General features: G+C 35.9%; 14 protein-coding genes, 3 tRNA genes and 2 pseudogenes. 6 read left to right on the top strand and 13 right to left on the bottom strand.

The features are described 5' to 3' along the window. Window positions 1–142 precede the first annotated feature (142 nt). The 9 genes and pseudogenes from LU301_RS03025 to tpiA all read right to left on the bottom strand — a co-directional run bounded on the left by LU301_RS03025 (window position 143) and on the right by tpiA (window position 7,705). Window positions 143–544, bottom strand: a complete 402-nt coding sequence (locus LU301_RS03025; RefSeq protein ID WP_305272397.1) for a ribosome-binding factor A — start codon at window positions 542–544, stop codon at window positions 143–145. Next, window positions 544–3,096 (bottom strand): annotated as a pseudogene (gene infB, locus LU301_RS03020) (translation initiation factor IF-2); the annotation flags it as partial. The gene LU301_RS03025 and the pseudogene infB, both read right to left, overlap by 1 nt. 51 nt (window positions 3,097–3,147) lie before the next feature. Continuing rightward, window positions 3,148–4,623: a transcription termination factor NusA gene (gene nusA, locus LU301_RS03015; protein WP_305272394.1), complete on the bottom strand. Its 1,476-nt coding sequence runs from the start codon at window positions 4,621–4,623 to the stop codon at window positions 3,148–3,150. Window positions 4,624–4,667: 44 nt separating this feature from the next. Continuing rightward, a complete protein-coding gene (gene rimP / locus LU301_RS03010; protein WP_305272392.1) occupies window positions 4,668–5,192 on the bottom strand; it encodes a ribosome maturation factor RimP in 525 nt (174 codons plus the stop codon). A 162-nt stretch (window positions 5,193–5,354) separates the two neighbouring features. Then, window positions 5,355–5,431: transfer RNA gene (locus LU301_RS03005), tRNA-Met, on the bottom strand. A 62-nt stretch (window positions 5,432–5,493) separates the two neighbouring features. After that, window positions 5,494–5,570, bottom strand: a tRNA-Met gene (locus LU301_RS03000). Between the two features lie 107 nt (window positions 5,571–5,677). Further along, window positions 5,678–5,762, bottom strand: a tRNA-Leu gene (locus LU301_RS02995). Window positions 5,763–6,642: 880 nt separating this feature from the next. Next, window positions 6,643–6,894: pseudogene (gene secG, locus LU301_RS02990) on the bottom strand (preprotein translocase subunit SecG); the annotation flags it as partial. A 28-nt stretch (window positions 6,895–6,922) separates the two neighbouring features. Next, window positions 6,923–7,705: a triose-phosphate isomerase gene (gene tpiA / locus LU301_RS02985; RefSeq protein WP_305272390.1), complete on the bottom strand. Its 783-nt coding sequence runs from the start codon at window positions 7,703–7,705 to the stop codon at window positions 6,923–6,925. A gap of 384 nt (window positions 7,706–8,089) precedes the next feature. Here tpiA and LU301_RS02980 point away from each other — a divergent pair, with 384 nt between their 5' ends. From LU301_RS02980 to LU301_RS02970, 3 genes are all read left to right on the top strand, one after another. Then, complete coding sequence (locus tag LU301_RS02980) at window positions 8,090–8,935, top strand: DegV family protein (protein ID WP_305272388.1); 846 nt, start codon at window positions 8,090–8,092, stop codon at window positions 8,933–8,935. A gap of 74 nt (window positions 8,936–9,009) precedes the next feature. Next, entirely contained in the window at window positions 9,010–9,759 is a 750-nt protein-coding gene (gene rlmB, locus LU301_RS02975) for a 23S rRNA (guanosine(2251)-2'-O)-methyltransferase RlmB (RefSeq protein ID WP_305272386.1), read from the top strand. A 242-nt stretch (window positions 9,760–10,001) separates the two neighbouring features. Then, on the top strand, window positions 10,002–10,898 hold the full coding sequence (locus LU301_RS02970; protein WP_305272385.1) for a DMT family transporter: 897 nt from the start codon (window positions 10,002–10,004) through the stop codon (window positions 10,896–10,898). 48 nt (window positions 10,899–10,946) lie between these two features. Here the strand turns inward: LU301_RS02970 and hisA are convergent, their stop codons facing one another. From hisA to LU301_RS02955, 3 genes are all read right to left on the bottom strand, one after another. After that, entirely contained in the window at window positions 10,947–11,669 is a 723-nt protein-coding gene (gene hisA / locus LU301_RS02965) for a 1-(5-phosphoribosyl)-5-[(5-phosphoribosylamino)methylideneamino]imidazole-4-carboxamide isomerase (protein WP_305272383.1), read from the bottom strand. A gap of 90 nt (window positions 11,670–11,759) precedes the next feature. After that, window positions 11,760–11,924: a rubredoxin gene (rd, locus tag LU301_RS02960; RefSeq protein WP_305272381.1), complete on the bottom strand. Its 165-nt coding sequence runs from the start codon at window positions 11,922–11,924 to the stop codon at window positions 11,760–11,762. Between the two features lie 144 nt (window positions 11,925–12,068). Beyond that, window positions 12,069–12,788 carry a hypothetical protein gene (locus LU301_RS02955; protein WP_305272379.1) on the bottom strand — a complete coding sequence of 240 codons (720 nt, stop codon included), beginning with the start codon at window positions 12,786–12,788 and terminating at the stop codon, window positions 12,069–12,071. 233 nt (window positions 12,789–13,021) lie between these two features. Between LU301_RS02955 and dapD the strand changes: the two genes are divergently transcribed. Continuing rightward, window positions 13,022–13,843 (top strand): 2,3,4,5-tetrahydropyridine-2,6-dicarboxylate N-succinyltransferase, encoded by an 822-nt coding sequence (gene dapD, locus LU301_RS02950; protein ID WP_305272377.1) that lies wholly within the window; start codon window positions 13,022–13,024, stop codon window positions 13,841–13,843. A gap of 74 nt (window positions 13,844–13,917) precedes the next feature. On the opposite strand, the gene LU301_RS02945 is transcribed toward dapD, so the two are convergent. Further along, on the bottom strand, window positions 13,918–14,646 hold the full coding sequence (locus tag LU301_RS02945; RefSeq protein ID WP_305272375.1) for an alpha/beta hydrolase family protein: 729 nt from the start codon (window positions 14,644–14,646) through the stop codon (window positions 13,918–13,920). Window positions 14,647–14,727: 81 nt separating this feature from the next. Between LU301_RS02945 and LU301_RS02940 the strand changes: the two genes are divergently transcribed. After that, a complete protein-coding gene (locus LU301_RS02940; protein WP_305272373.1) occupies window positions 14,728–14,958 on the top strand; it encodes a hypothetical protein in 231 nt (76 codons plus the stop codon). Between the two features lie 340 nt (window positions 14,959–15,298). Next, entirely contained in the window at window positions 15,299–17,005 is a 1,707-nt protein-coding gene (gene leuA / locus LU301_RS02935; protein ID WP_305272371.1) for a 2-isopropylmalate synthase, read from the top strand. Window positions 17,006–17,076: the final 71 nt, after the last annotated feature.

Genomic DNA, 17,076 nt, shown 5'->3' with positions numbered 1-17,076 from the left:
TGTGATAATAACAAATAGAGAAATAGATTAATGTATTATAGCAAATTATAGGGGGAAATAAAATGATAAATCAAAATATCACACGATGAATAATGTGTATAAAAACACTCCAAAACCTTGTTCATTTTGGAGTGTTTCTGATTTATTCTGCTAATTTTTCATCATCAACAGGTGGTAAATCTCGTGTTGCCTTAGCAATTAAATCAAACATATAATTACCATAAGCATTCGTTTTATCATAATGAAAACGCAAACGTGGCGTTACACGAGTTTTAATTCTACGCCCTAATTCTTGACGTAAAAAACCACTCGCATTATTTAACACCTCTAAGGTTTCTTTATGCTGTTCTTCACTTTGTTCATCAAGTTCACGTCCCATTACAGTAACATAAACATCAGCATAGCCCAAATCAGCACTGACTTTTACCCCAGAAATGGTCACTAATCCACCCAAACGTGGATCTTTTAATTCAAGGCGAATTAAATCGGACAGCTCACGCTGTACCGAATCCGCCATACGTTTTAAACGCTGACTACCTGCCATTAAAGACTCCGTTTCACAATTTGTACATCATACACTTCAATTTTATCAAGTGGTTTGATGTCATTATAACCTTTCACGGCAAGACCACATTCCATACCTGCACGCACTTCAGTAACCACGTCTTTGAAACGGCGTAATGATTCCAATTCACCTTGGAAAATCACTATATCATCACGTAAGACACGGATAGGCTTATTACGATAGATCGTACCTTCCATCACCATACAACCTGCAGCCGCACCAAATTTACTCGAACGGAATACATCACGCACTTCAGCCACACCAAGAATCGTTTCACGATGTTCAGGAGCAAGTTTACCACTCATTGCATCTTTCACATCATCAATCAATTCATAAATCACGCTATAGTAACGAATATCGATACCTTCCATATCGCTCTTTTGACGAGCTGATGTATCGGCACGTACGTTAAAGCCGAGCAATACACCTTCTGATGATTGAGCTAAAATTACATCTGATTCAGTAATCGCACCCACACCAGAACTGATGACATTTACTTGCACTTCATCGGTTGATAATTCCACCAATGCCGTTTGTAAAGCCTGTAACGTACCACGTACATCTGTTTTTAAGATGATATTGACTGATGGAATTTCTTTCTTACCCATTGATGCCATCAAGTTTTCTAAACGCATTGAACTTTGACGTTCTAAGCGTTTTTGACGTTCACGGTCAGCACGAGCGTCCGCCACTTCACGAGCTTTTTTCTCATCAGTAACAACTAAAACTTCATCACCTGCCATTGGTGCTTCAGGCAAGCCTAAAATTTCTACAGGAATCGATGGACCTGCTGATTTAATTTTTTGACCATTTTCATCAATCATGGCACGCACACGACCGTATGATGAACCTGCAAGCACTAAATCACCAATCTTCAGTGTTCCATTTTGTACTAGAATCGATGTAACCGCACCACGGCCTTTATCAACTTTCGCTTCGATGACAACACCTTGTGCGGCACCTTCTGCTGATGCTTGTAATTCCATCAACTCTGCTTGTACCGAAATCAAGTCTAATAAATCGTCAATGCCTTGTCCTGTATGTGCAGATACTTTCGCCACAGGTACATCACCACCCCACGCTTCTGCAATCACTCCATGTTGGCTTAATTCACTTAATACACGATCGACATCAACGGTATCTTTATCCATTTTGTTCATGGCAACGATAATTGGCGTATTGGCAGCTTTAGCATGATTAATCGCCTCAATGGTTTGTGGCATCACGCCATCATCGCCTGCAACCACAATGACTACAATATCAGTCGCTTTCGCACCACGAGAACGCATTTCAGTAAATGCTGCGTGTCCCGGTGTATCTAAGAAAGTAATAATACCTTTTTCAGTTTTAACGTGATATGCACCAATATGTTGGGTAATTCCACCTGCTTCACCTGCAGCCACTTTAGAACGGCGAATACGGTCAAGCAATGAAGTTTTACCATGATCCACGTGTCCCATAATCGTTACAACTGGTGGACGTGTTGATAATTCACCACGCTCTTGTTCAGCTTGTTCAAGTAAGTTATCCTCAACTGCTGTTTCAGAAATTAAAACTGGATTATGTCCCATTTCTTCCACAACTAAAGCAGCAATTTCTTGCTCAATCGATTGATTTTGCGTCACCAGTTCGCCCATTTTCATCAATGTTTTGATGACTTCACGAACTTTCACTGCCATTTTTTGTGCCAAGTCAGATACAACAATAGTTGAACTGATTTCTACATCATAAACTTGTTTTTTAACAGGTTTTTCAAAACCATGTTTATTGGCTTGCGATGATTTTAAACCACGTTTATGGCGATTATTTTGCGTGAAGTTTTGTTCTTCTTGGTTACGTCCACCTTTTTTCGAGCCACGACCTGTATTTGCACCACCACCACGTTTAATTTCACGGTCTTCACGTTCAAATGAATCTTCGTATGCTTGACCGACTAAACCTGATGCCAATGGTGTATCATTATCATCATCTTGATAACGATTATCATCATCAGAGTATTTTGATGCCATTTGACGCATTTGCTCTTCAGCAGCCTTACGATTTTCTGACTGCTTTTGTGCTTTTAACTTCGCTAATTGTGCTTCTTGTGCTTCACGAGCCTTACGTTGTTCAGGTGTTTCTTTTGTCGATTTTTGACCTTGATTTACCTTAACAGTCGTACCATTGCTACGTTTTACCACTACACTTTTTGCTGCAGGAGCATTTTTACTCGTATTTTTAGCATTATTAGCATTCATGGCAGCTATTTTCGCTTGAATGTTATTAGCATTTTCAGCTTTTTTCGCTTGTTCAGCCTGCTCTTTAGCCTGAGCTTCTGCTTTTGCTTTTTGTTCAGCTTTTGCTTTTTGCTCATTTTGTTGAGCTTTTTGTTCAGCTTTTGCCTTTTGTTCTGCTTCAGCACGCTCTTTATCTGCCTCAACTTTTTTAGGGTCAATGACAATTTTTTTGCGTGTTTCCACTAAAACTTTTTTGGTTTTACCTGAACTATCAACCATTTGTGTAGTTGATTTTTCTTTACGCTTTAATGAAAGCGGTTTTTTTGTTTCATTGCTAGATTTTTCACTCATTCTCTATCCTCCCTATTAATTAAACCATGATGCACGTGCATTCATAATTAATTGACCAGCACTTTCCTGATTTAAACCTTCAATATCAATAATATCATCAATCGCTTGTTCTGCTAAATCATCAACTGTAATAATACCACGTGTTGCTAAAATTTCTGCAATCGCAGTTGTCATACCTGCTAAAGCCAATAATTCTTCACTTGGTTGTGGTTTATTTTGTAATGCAACATTTAAAGCAGCTTCTTTTGCACGACTTTGTAATGTATCAATATCTTCTTCTGAAAGCTCTAAATCTTCAAAAGTCTCTGCCGATACATAAGCAATTTCTTCTAAAGATGTGAAACCAAGTTCAGCTAATGCTAATGCAAATTCTTCATCAATATCTAAATGAGTTACAAATAAATCAACATATTGACGCATTTCATTTTGCTGACGTGCTTGGAAATCGTCTTCCAACATCATATCTAACTTATAACCAGTTAATTCTGATGCTAAACGTACGTTTTGCCCTTGTAATCCGATAGCACGAGCCAATTGGTCATTAGTTGCAAAAATAATTTCTGCACGTTTTTCATCTTCATCAATCATGATGCGTGATACATCAGCAGGCTCTAAAGCACTTGCGATATATTGAGCTGTATCATCAGACCATACCACCACATCAATACGCTCACCATTCAATTCTTGTTGAATCGTTTGAATACGTGTACCACGCATACCAATACATGCACCCACTGGATCAATACGATTATCATTAGTCTTCACTGCAATTTTAGCACGCACACCTGGTTGGCGAGCAGCTGCACGTACTTCAATGATTTCTTCTGAAATTTCTGGAATTTCCTTTTTCATCAAAGCAATCAACATTTCAGGGCGTGAACGTGTTAATAATAATTGTGAACCACGACCATCACGATTGACTTTATATAATAATGCACATACACGTTGTTTAGGACGTAACATTTCTTTCGCAATAATTTCATCACGTGCTAAGAATGCTTCAGCATTATCACCCAAATCAATGATAAAGCCTTCTTTATTTTGTTTTTTCACTTCGCCATAAACCAATTCACCTTCTTTAGAGACAAACTGTTCAGCAATAATTGCACGTTCAGCTTCACGAATTTTTTGAATAATCACTTGCTTCACGATTTGTGCAGCGATACGACCAAATTCAATTGATTCTACTTCTAATTCACGAATATCACCAATTGACCACTCTGCGGGATCAAGGTCAGAAATTGCATCTTGGCAAGCAGGCATTTCATGATCTTCATCAGCCACCACTTCCCATTGACGGAATGTACGGTAATCACCCGTTTTACGGTCAATTTCCACACGAATACGTGCTTCCTCTGCATGTGTACCTTCATAAAACTTTTTACGTGTTGCAACAACTAATGCTTGCTCTAAAGCCTCAAAAATCGCTTCACGTGGTAATGATTTTTCATTACTCACTGTTTCTACAACCGTTAAAATCTCACGGCTCATGGTTCACCTCTTAAACTTTAATTCTTCACAATAAGATATACAACCTAATCTTGATAAATCAAATTTGCTTTATCAATATTATCGACATCAATAGCTAATATTTGTTGCTTTTCAACTTCAACTTGAATTGTACCTTGCTCAATATCGACTGCACGCAAAATCGCTTGGAATTTACGGCGATTTTCCACTGCACTAATTAAACGTAATGCGATTTTTTCATCGATATAATTTTGCATTTGCTCGATATAGAAAAATGGACGATCCCAACCAGGTGATGATACTTCTAAAGCATATTCACCTGAAATTGGATCATGCACATCTAAAATTGCCCCCACTTGACGAGTAACACGCACGCAATCTTCTACACCAATACCACGCCCTTGCTCTACTTCGCCATCTTCATTAATCACAGGTTCAGCATTTACATCAACATCTTTATCAATATAGATACGCAATAAAGAACGTTTACCTTGTGGAATAAATTCAAGCCCCCATAGATTCACATCACACACTTGTACTGCTGGTGCAATTAGTTCTAAAAGAGCTTGTGTTTTACTTGATAATTTCATTCAACCTTACCATTGATTTAACAAAATTTTGATAAGCAATCTATCAAAATCTATGCAATAAAAAAAGGGCAAATGCCCCTCTCAATTTTTGTATATATTACAATAATTTATTGAATACATTGACAAAAAAGACCCACATTTGTGAGCCTTTGATAAGAAACTTGGTAGCGGGGGCTGGATTTGAACCAACGACCTTCGGGTTATGAGCCCGACGAGCTACCAGACTGCTCCACCCCGCAACAATATATACATTACTTCATAAATTTTCATTTATGTTATTTTGCTGTATAAACAAAATAATTGGTAGCGGGAGCTGGATTTGAACCAACGACCTTCGGGTTATGAGCCCGACGAGCTACCAGACTGCTCCATCCCGCATCAACACTTATTTTTAGATTTATTAAATAAATCAAAATAAGTTATACTCACTACATACACACATTATAACTTAAAAATAAAAGAATTACAACTATTTTAAGTTTTAATGGTGCGGAAGGGGGGACTTGAACCCCCACGCCTATTGGCACTACCACCTCAAGGTAGCGTGTCTACCAATTCCACCACCACCGCAGTGTGCAATATTTTAACGACTATTCACAAAAAAAGATAGCTTTTTTTCGCAAAAAATTATACTTTTTATAATAATTCATTATTCATTTGCTGTTTTTTCAGACATCGCATTCATTTTTGGAGTGGAAACACGAGCCTTAGCATCAGAACTGCCTGCACCTTTTGCTTTATCATTTTGTATCATAGAAGTTGTTACCACTGGTGCAGTCTTCACTGTAGTTTCAGTTTTAGATTTATTTGCCGTAGTCTGTTTATTAACCACTGGTTTTGGAGTAGCAACTTTAACAGGGGCTTTAACTACAGGTTTAGTAACTTCATTTGCTTTGGCAGTTATAGGTTGTTTTTCTTGTACTTTAACAACAGGCTTGTTTACTACCACTTCTTTTTTGACATCAGCTTTAGCAGGTTGTTTTTTATCTGCAACTTTAACAGGCTCTTTCGCTTTTACGGCCTCTTTCTTTTCTATAGGTACAGACTTGATTGTTTCTTTAGTTTGAACTGAAGCTTTTTCATTTTTTGTTACGGTTTTTTCTACTGGAACATAAATAACCTCATCTTGTACCACACTCATACGGGGTGTAGTATTTGCCTTGTGAGCAACTACCCCTGCAGCTGTCGCACCTACTGCCGCTGTAGCAACATCACTTAATACTGTATCAGTTTTTTCAGCTATATTTGCAGTCGTATTTGTATTATGTTCAGTACCATCGGTTGCAGCTGTAGAACTATTATTTACATCAATTTCAGTTTTAGTCTGTGTATTTACTTCACTCGTTGTGTCCACTAATGGCATCAGTTCAGTTTTTTTTTCTGCCTCTTGCTTATTCTCTTCTACTTTTGTTTCAGATAGTGTAGCTTGCGAATGCGACGCATTGCTAGTAATTGCATAAGGATTATTTGTTCCCTTTTTCGCCAAAACTGCTAAACCAATACTGGTAATAAAAAATAGTGCTGTTAAAATCGCAGTCAATCGGGTTAAAAAGTTACCCGAACCAGAACCACCAAAAACAGTACCTGCACCACCACCGCCCATTGATGCTCCTGCATCAGCACCTTTACCTTGTTGTACTAAGATTAAACCAATCATTAACACTGCTAAGATAATATGAATCACTAAAATAACTTGTTGCATACTTTTTCTCTCTTATAATTGGTTAAGCTTAGCAAGCAAAAGCTTGAGCAATTGCAAAGAAGGATTTTGCATCTAATGATGCACCACCAACCAAAGCACCATTAATATCTGGACATTGAGCAAATTCTTGTGCATTTTCTGCTTTAACACTACCACCATACAAAATTGGTAATAGCTGAGCAAATGATGTAATTTGCATTAACCCTTGACGAATAGCTAAATGCATAGCTTGTGCATCTTTCGCTGAAGCAGTCTGCCCTGTACCTATCGCCCAAATTGGCTCATAAGCAATAATAATATTCTGCCAATCTTCTGGATGATGAACCGCTTGTGCCAAATCACAAATTTGTTGCAATACGACTTGTTCAGCCAATCCCTCTTGACGCTGAGTCAAACTCTCACCCACACAATAAATGACTTTGAGGTTTTGAGACAACGCATTTTTCACTTTGTTTTGCAATACACTAACATCTTCAGCAAAATATTCACGGCGTTCAGAATGACCCACCAATACTGCACTAATTTGTTGTTCTGCTAAAAGCTCAGCACTTACCTCGCCTGTAAATGCCCCCGTATCTACCATTTTTGATACATCTTGAGCAAATACTTGAATAGGTGTATCCATCAGATATTGTTTAACTGTAAGCAAATGCAACATTGTAGGTGTAACGGCTAAATTACAACGACTAAAAACATCTGACTGTTGTGAAGAAAACTGTGTAAGTTCATTCAGCAATATTTGAGCACTCGCCCACGTTGGGTTCATCTTCCAATTACCAATCACCCATGTTTGTATTTTGCTTTGAGACATAACCCCAAAAACCTATAATTATTTAACTAACCTTATATTTTACACGCTTACACGTTAAAAAGACATCTTTTTATGTGAATTTATGTTGATTATAAGAGTTTTGACTATTTTTTAACCCAATTATATCCAAATAACATCATAAAAGTTATATTCTATTCTATCGTTCATTTAGATAAACATCAGCAAATAAAATTATAGAGTATCTTCTCTAATATCACATAACTTCATGTTATAATAAGAAAGTTTTTATTCTTAGCTAATGTCAAATTATTGAACTTATAAAGGCAACTTGAAGTAACCATATTATAAATATATACTCAATAATTTAAGCATAGCGTTTAGAATAACATCATGTAAGATCTTTTTTATTTTTAGGCTTTAATTATGAAACGTTTGATTGTATCTACTTCTACATCTTGCTTAAATTATTTAGATAAACCAGATAATGTCAAAATGTTACCAATGAATGTTCATATTCGCAACCAGGATTATCTTGATGGTCAAGACCTTACAATTGAACAATTATCAACGTTTATTTTAGCCAATCCCGATGTTCAACCAACAACATCTGCACCATCGCAACAACAACTTATCAATTTTTTTGAAAATTTAGTCAATGAAGGTGTTGAAGAAGTTTTAGTTATTTGTGTATCTGAAACATTAAGCTTAACTGCTGCAAATATTCGCCAAGTGCGTGATATGTTCATAGACCGTCTCTCTATTCATATATTTAATAGTCGTAGCGTTTCACACGGAGAAGCCATTTTGGTTTATAAAGCAGCTCAAATGTTCAAGGAAAATGCTTTAATTTCAGAAATTGTTGCTCATCTTAATCAAATTCGTGATAAAACTTCTATGTATATTACCGTTGATAATCTAAAAGCAATGGTGCGTACTAAGCGTTTATCAGCACCTGCTGGTTTCTTAGCAAATCTATTTAACATCAAGCCCATTGTTGTTGTGGATATCAAAGGGCAAGTTTCTGCACATGAAAAAGTTCGTTCTTTTGAACGTAGCTTAGTGCGTTTAGCAGAACTCATCGATGGACATGCACGCAACCGCAAAGGACAATTATATATTATGGCAAATACCATAAATCCGTACTTAAATGAATTAAAGCAAATTTTAGAGCGTATGGGTTATCATCAAGTTCCAATTATGCCTGTTGCCAGTGTTTCTGTTGCTAATATTGGTGTATATGCTATAGGTGTATTATTTGTTGAACATTAATCATCAAATATAAAATTTACAAAGCTGGTTATTCAGATTAAAATAGTGATTTATTTTGACAAATTGGTTAGCTCATGGCAAAACATGAATATTATTATGGCGTACATCCCGTTGAAACTTTATTAGAATTAGAACCTGAACGTGTTTTAACTTTATTTACCTTAAAAGGACGTGATGATGCACGTTTACAACGCATTTTACAACTTGCCGAACCTTTTGGCGTAAGCATACAACAAACTAGCCGAGACCGTTTAGAAAAAATGGCAGGATTGCCTTACCATCAAGGTGTAGTAGCAATGGTACGTGCATTACCTACACTCAACGAACAAGATTTAGACCAATTATTAAATGCACAAGCAAATGCGTTATTATTAGCACTCGACCAAATTACCGACCCTCATAATTTAGGTGCGTGTATTCGTACTGCAGCAGCAATGGGCGTACAAGCCGTTATCGTACCACGTGATAAATCAGCAAGCTTAACGCCAACCGCTCGTAAAGTCGCTGCAGGTGGAGCAGAAAAAGTTAAGTTTATCCAAGTTACTAATTTGGCTAAAACATTAGCTCATATCAAAGAGCATTTTGATTATAAAGTGGTTGGTACATTACTTGATGAACAAGCCATTGAAATCCAACAAGCAAATTTAACAGGAAAAATAGTGATTGTCATGGGTGCTGAAGACACAGGCATTCGCCCAATTGTACAAGCTCAATGTGATGAAAAAGTATTCATTCCAATGTCTGGTGCATTGCAAAGTCTCAATGTGAGTGTAGCAACAGGCATGGCACTTTATGAAACATTCCGCCAACGTCATTTAAAATAAATAAAATGATACGTTATTGTATGTTATAACTTATTGATAATATTAGGCTAATTTAACTTAATTTTATAAGCTATTGATATTATTTAAAATAATTTAATTTTGTACAGGCGGAAAATTTTCCGCCCCTACATAAAATCAATAACTTAGATTTAGTTAAAAATAAAGTTAATATTTTAATTATTTATAGAGTGATGTTTTTCGTTCAAACATAAAATCAAATATTTATAATCATTGAGAATTAGATGAAATTTTTTAATCAACTTTCGCCAAGTACGCAAGGTTATATTTTTACTGTCATTACTATGCTGATATGGGGCAGTTTTAGTTTACTGTCTCGTGTTTCCGCTCAATGGAATATTCAAATTTGGGATTTATTAGCATTACGTTTTGGTATTGCCAGTTTAATCTTAATTCCAATTTTATTATATAAAAAAGATTACCAATTTTTGTTTAGTTATCGCTCAATGATTATCGCTTTAGTCGGTAGTATCGGCTATTGTATTTTTGTTTATGCAGGTTTTTATTTATCGCCTGTTGTGCATGGTGTGATTTTACTGAATGGCTTATTCCCTATTTTAGCTGGGATTATGGCATGGATTTTCCTAAAACAACCTTTTGATAAACATACAAAAATTAGCATGACCATTATTATTAGTACTTTTATTTTAATGGCAACTTTAATCATGCAAACCGAATATCATTTTAGTATTGGTGATATATTTTTAATTTGTAGTGCGATGTGTTGGGCTGGATTTTCTATTTTATTACGCAAATGGAAATTTACCGCATGGCAAGCTATGGTGAGTTTAGCTATTTGGTCAGCTATTCTCTATTTACCTTTTTATTTTGCTTTTGCGACACCTAAGATTGCACAAGTTGAAACTCATCATTTAATTATTCAAACCATTTTCCAAAGTATTATCGTGGTCATTGTTGCAACCTTAAGTTATGCCAAAGCCATTGAAAGAATTGGTATTTTTAAAGCAGGAACCATTGCCAATATCGCACCATTTACAGCACCTGTTTTGGCTGTATTTTTACTCAATGAACCACTTAATTTAGCAATGGTATGTGGTTTAATTGGTATGGCGACAGGTGCTTTACAACCATGGCGATGGTTACCAAGTAGTCATAAATAAAATATGGTTTAGCTTTTGACTAAACCATATTAAAATCAGTATGTTCTATCAACTATCTAACAAAGCTTGAGCTTCCGCTAGATTTAACGTACCTTCATAAATCGCACGTCCTGTAATTGCACCTAAAATACCTACTTGACCTTTTAATAAACGTACATCATCTAAATTTGTAACACCACCTGACGCAATGACGGGTAAACCACTATATTGTGCTAAATTCACAGTTTGTTCGATATTAACACCCTGCATCATACCATCACGAGCAATGTCAGTATAAACAATACTCGATACACCAGCATCAGCAAAACGTTTAGCTAAATCTGTTGCTTTTACATCAGTTACATTTGCCCAACCATCTGTTGCCACAAAACCATCTTTTGCATCAATACCAACAATAATATGCCCTGCAAACTCTTTACACGCTTGCTCTACAAAAACAGGCTCTTTAACTGCACGTGTACCAATAATCACATAGGATACACCCGCTTCTAAATAATGCTCAATAGTTTCTAACGAACGAATACCACCGCCAATTTGTATTGGTAAATTGGGTTGAGCTTTTGCAATTTCTGTAACCACCGCTTTATGAATCGGTGTACCTGCAAATGCACCATTTAAATCTACTAAATGTAAACGTCTTGCACCTTGCTCTACCCAATGTTGTGCCATCGCTACAGGATCATCTGAAAATACAGTATCATCTTCCATACGGCCTTGTTTAAGACGTACACATTGACCATCTTTTAAATCAATCGCTGGGATAATTAACATCATCTATTCCTAAGTTAACAAATGATAAAAGTGTAACAAATTCATATCATTTTGACTATATATCTATCAAAATGTTAGTTATATTCTTAATTAGATTTCTACCATTTCAAATTCATTTTTACCCACGCCACAATCAGGACACATCCAATCATCAGGTATATCTTCCCATTTTGTACCTGCAGGAATACCCTCATCAGGGTCGCCTAAACGTTCATCATAGATATAACCACAAATAATACATATATATTTTTTCATCATTACACCTTCTGTATATCATGATTCATACACTTTAATTTAAATTGCTTGAAATCTTAAGTTATTATACTCAATTCCTCCTAAGTAAAAAAGGTAGATGATATATTCATCTACCTTTGTCATATATTGAAATATATTTTAGGTTTAGAAGCGATAAGTTACACCTAATTTCGCCACTGGTAACCACTCATACTTACTACCAGTTTCAAACTTTTCGTTTTCACGTTCTGCAGCTTCAGCACCTGTAGTAGTACCACCAACTTCAGTTAAACCAGCAGATTCAAATTGTGCAGTTGGATTACCTGTATAATAAGCACCTACTTCACCAAACATACCAAAACGGCTTGTTGTTGATGGAGAGAAACCAATGCCTAAATAAGGTGCAATGGTATTGTTATAGCTTGCTTTTCCAGCAAAATTACCACCATTACCTGCATAGTTTTTACCATTGATTTTGACAACATCATTACCATTAGTTAAAGTTTTGTTGATACTATATTCAGCATCAATATAACCTACACCTGCAGCAATATAGAATGGATTAGCAAATGGACGTAACTCTGCATTTAAATATACATTGTTATTTTTCATTTCAGTATCATAATCAATACCATGTAAATTTAAACCATCAGACCATGAAATATCGCCACCATTATAACCTAAAGTTAAACCTACCTTTGGGGTAACATTATAAGAAATAGCAGCACCATAACCTAAAGTACCTACTTCTGCACGCACTGATGATGGCTTAAATGTTTTAAATGACGCAACACCTTCAGCAGTGTGGATTTTTTCATCTGCTACAGCAGTGCCAGCTACAGCTACAAGTACCGCAGTTAATGCAACTTTACCTAATACTTTCATTACTTACTCCAATGATTAATTCACAATGAATTAATATGTTGTTAAGGACTATGTTTCATATGTACCATTCAGTCTATATTATAATTATTTCAAAGTAAACCATTTTAAGAAATTTTTTGTAACAATTTAATGTTTTTCATGTTTCATTATATTTCAACGTGAAAAATTTCGCTATTTATCGCTAAAATCGTGTACAATAGTCGGGCTTTTTGTTAATTTTTTAGGATATGATGATGTCTAATCTAGCGTCTATTATTGAACAAGCTTTTGAAAATCGTGCAAATTTTACTGCACAAGACTGTCCTGCAGAAATCCGTGATGCAGTTGAACAAGCCCTTACAGGTTTAGATAATGGTTCATTACGTGTTGCTGAAAAAATCAATGGCGAATGGGTCGTACATCAATGGTTGAAAAAAGCAGTATTATTATCTTTTAAATTAAATGATAATAAACCGATTGAATCTTGCGATTTACGTTTCTATGATAAAGTCGATACTAAATTTACAGGCTGGACTGAAGAACAATTTAAACAAGCAGGCGTGCGTGTTGTACCACCTGCTGTCGCACGTCGTGGTAGTTACCAAGCAAAAAATGTCGTGTTAATGCCATCTTATGTAAACATCGGTGCTTATGTTGATGAAGGCACAATGGTTGATACATGGGCAACTGTAGGTTCATGTGCACAAATTGGTAAAAATGTTCACTTATCAGGTGGTGTAGGCATTGGTGGCGTATTAGAACCATTACAAGCAAATCCAACCATTATTGAAGATAACTGTTTCATCGGTGCTCGTTCTGAAATTGTTGAAGGCGTGATTGTTGAAGAAGGTTCAGTCATTTCAATGGGTGTTTATATTGGTCAATCAACACGTATTTATGACCGTGAAACTGGTGAAATCCATTATGGTCGTGTACCTGCTGGTTCTGTCGTTGTACCAGGTAATTTACCATCTAAAGACGGTACGCATAGCTTATACGCTGCAATTATTGTGAAAAAAGTTGATGCTCAAACACGTGCAAAAACCAGCTTAAATGATTTATTGCGTGCTGATTAAGTGTAGTATTCAATTATATTTTATTACTTAACAAAAAATCCACTAAATATTTGATTTAGTGGATTTTTATATTTTCATGATAATAGTTTTTGTATATGTTGTACGATTAGTCTCACTTGGCTCACAACTGCGCCATGCCCACAATTTTCTAAATGAATAATATTATCATCACCTAAATATTGCGATAATCTATTAGACACGGCGATAGGAACTAAGCTATCATCTTGTGCAAAAAAGTGATATTGTCTTGCTTGTTCAATTTCACTAAGCTGTTTTAAATAGTTTAATGTATTGAGCTGTTGTAAAGTCTCTAATCCTTGTTTTAATTTATCAATGATAGCAAATTGAGATTGGTCATTTAAATAATCCTGTTGGGCTTGTTGTATTTGCAATACCAAAGATTTTGCTTGAGCTTCACCTTGAGTAATCAAATGGCTAAAACGTTTTAACGTATTTAAGGGCTGTGTAATAAAGCCTTGTTGAAAAGTATTAAAATTATCCACAGACATCGCACAATGCCAATGTTCATTTACAATAAAGCAAGGATTTGACATTAATGTGATTAAGATTTTTTGTTGCCCTTGTTGTTGTAAATGATAAGCCAATAATGTGGCTAATTGTCCACCTAATGACCAACCAATCAATACATCATAGTTTTGAGCAAAGTCAATATAAGCCAATATCTCATCTTGTATAAAATAATCAATCAATGTAACTTGATGACCTTGACATTCTAATTGTTGTTGTAAAGGCTGTAATAGTGATATTACCCCGCCCCAACCCGAAATGATTAAAATTTTCATTTATTTTTCCTATTCAAAATTGAATTTTAAGTCATACAAGAGTACAATGCTTTTAATCTTTAAACAATAGGATTTTAACTCATGGCAATGCGTCCTGAAGTCCGCCGTCGTGGTTTAGTGATTATCATCACGGCTATCGTACAATGGTTTTTTATCCGTTATTATTTACTAGAAGACCCAACGTTTGAATTTACTAAATATCAACGTGTACTTATGTTTAGTATCAGTAGTCTTGCTGGTGGTTTTGTACTGTTTTGTACTATCGTCTATATGTTTGTGTTTGGACGAGACCGTAGTCAAGACCCAGATTAACAACGAATACATAATCCTATCATATATTTATGATAGGATTTTTTATGTCGAATAAATATTCAATTTAACCCTTGACAAATCTTACTATCATCAATTATAGTTAAGCACATGAATATTGTATCTACTTTTTCGCCTTTCTTTTTACCAAGCCAATTACTGAGCTTGCGTCTTCTGCTGTGCCTACGGCACGGTTAATATATTTTCTTTTCTCTATTTTATTTACACTATTATTCATCTTGATTATCAATATTTTATATTGATATTATTCTGCCATATTTGCTATTTTATGGCATAATAAAAAGATGAGATTGTATTTTTTTATTCATGAAGGAATGTTCACATGATGTTAAAAGACCCTAGCCAAAAATATCGCCGTATGTATCAACGTGTCGATTTGCCAGACCGCCAATGGCCTAATAATGAAATTACCCAAGCACCAATTTGGATGAGTACCGATTTGCGTGATGGTAACCAAGCAATTTTTGAACCAATGAATATGGAACAAAAAATGAAAATGTTCCAAATGTTAGTCAAAATTGGTTTTAAACATATTGAAATCGGTTTTCCATCAGCATCACAAATTGATTTTGATTTTGCCCGCAAATTGATTGAAGAAAATCATATTCCTGATGATGTACATATTGAAGTATTGGTACAGGCTCGTGAGCATTTAATTCAACGTACCTTTGAAGCCTTAGAAGGGGCAAAAAATGCCATTGTTCATATTTACAACTCTAACTCACCAACCTTCCGACAAAAAGTGTTAAATGTGGATATTGAAGGTGCAAAAAATCTTGCGATGCAAGGGGCAACTTTGGTGAAAGAATATGCTGAAAAATACCCTCAAACCAATTGGACGTTCCAATATAGCCCAGAATGTTTCTCTGCAACAGAGTTAGAAGTTGCAAAATTAGTCTGCGATGCTGTTACTGAAATTTGGGACGCTCGTCCAGAGAAAAAAGTTATTTTGAATTTGCCAGCAACAGTTGAAGTGTCTACACCGAATGTATATGCAGACCAAGTCGAATGGATGCACCGCCATCTTGCACGCCGTGATGGAGTATTGATTTCAGTACATTGTCATAATGACCGTGGTTGTGGTATCGCTGCTTCAGAATTGGCGATTATGGCAGGAGCTGATCGTGTGGAAGGCTGTGTGTTTGGTAATGGTGAACGTACAGGCAATGTGGATATTGCTGCGATGGCATTAAATATGTATTCACAAGGCGTTGCACCGCATTTAGATTTTTCAAATATCAATGAAATTATCGCAACGGTTGAAGAATGCACAGGTTTACCTGTTCACCCACGTCACCCTTATGCAGGTGATTTAGTATTCACGGCATTCTCTGGTTCACATCAAGATGCGATTAAAAAAGGCTTTGAATTCCAAAAGAATGAACAAATTTGGGATATGCCGTATTTGCCAATTGACCCGAAAGATTTGGGACGTAACTACGATGCGGTCATTCGTGTCAATAGTCAATCGGGTAAAGGCGGAATTGCGTATTTGTTAGAAGCCAATTATGGCATACATTTACCACGCCGTATGCAAATTGAATTTAGCCAAGTGGTACAAAAATGGACTGATAGCAATGGCACAGAAATTTCAGCCGAACAAATTTGGACATTATTTACCGAAAGCTATGTTTACACAGGCGAAAATCACTATAAAGTGAAAAATTATCGTTTAACTGATAACAATGGTAAACAGCAAATTAGCATTGATGTAACCATCGGTAACGATACACATACCTTACAAGGAGAAGGCAACGGTCCTATTTCTGCTGTATTGAATGCCTTAGCTTTACCAATTGATGTATTAAATTATGAAGAAAAATCACTAGGTTTAGGCGGTGCAAGTGCTAAAGCCTTAGCAATTATTGAGTTACAAGTGCATGATACTGAACAAACAGTAAGCGGTTTTGGCGTTGGTATTCATGATAACATTGTAACGGCATCGATTGAGGCAATTATTGCATCAATTAACCGCTTGATTATTCGTGGAGCTTTAACCCCTGAACAAGTGGTATCTGCGTCTGTTTAATCATTTATTTTCAATCATTTACAAGTCGTAGGGTGCTTAATAGGCACCTTACCTTGCACTATGTAATCAAT

It is taken from the genome of Moraxella sp. ZY210820 (assembly GCF_030674635.1).
Lineage (GTDB): Bacteria > Pseudomonadota > Gammaproteobacteria > Pseudomonadales > Moraxellaceae > Acinetobacter.
Note: the sequence above shows the minus strand (reverse complement) of the source record. Positions and strands in the feature narration are given on the sequence as shown.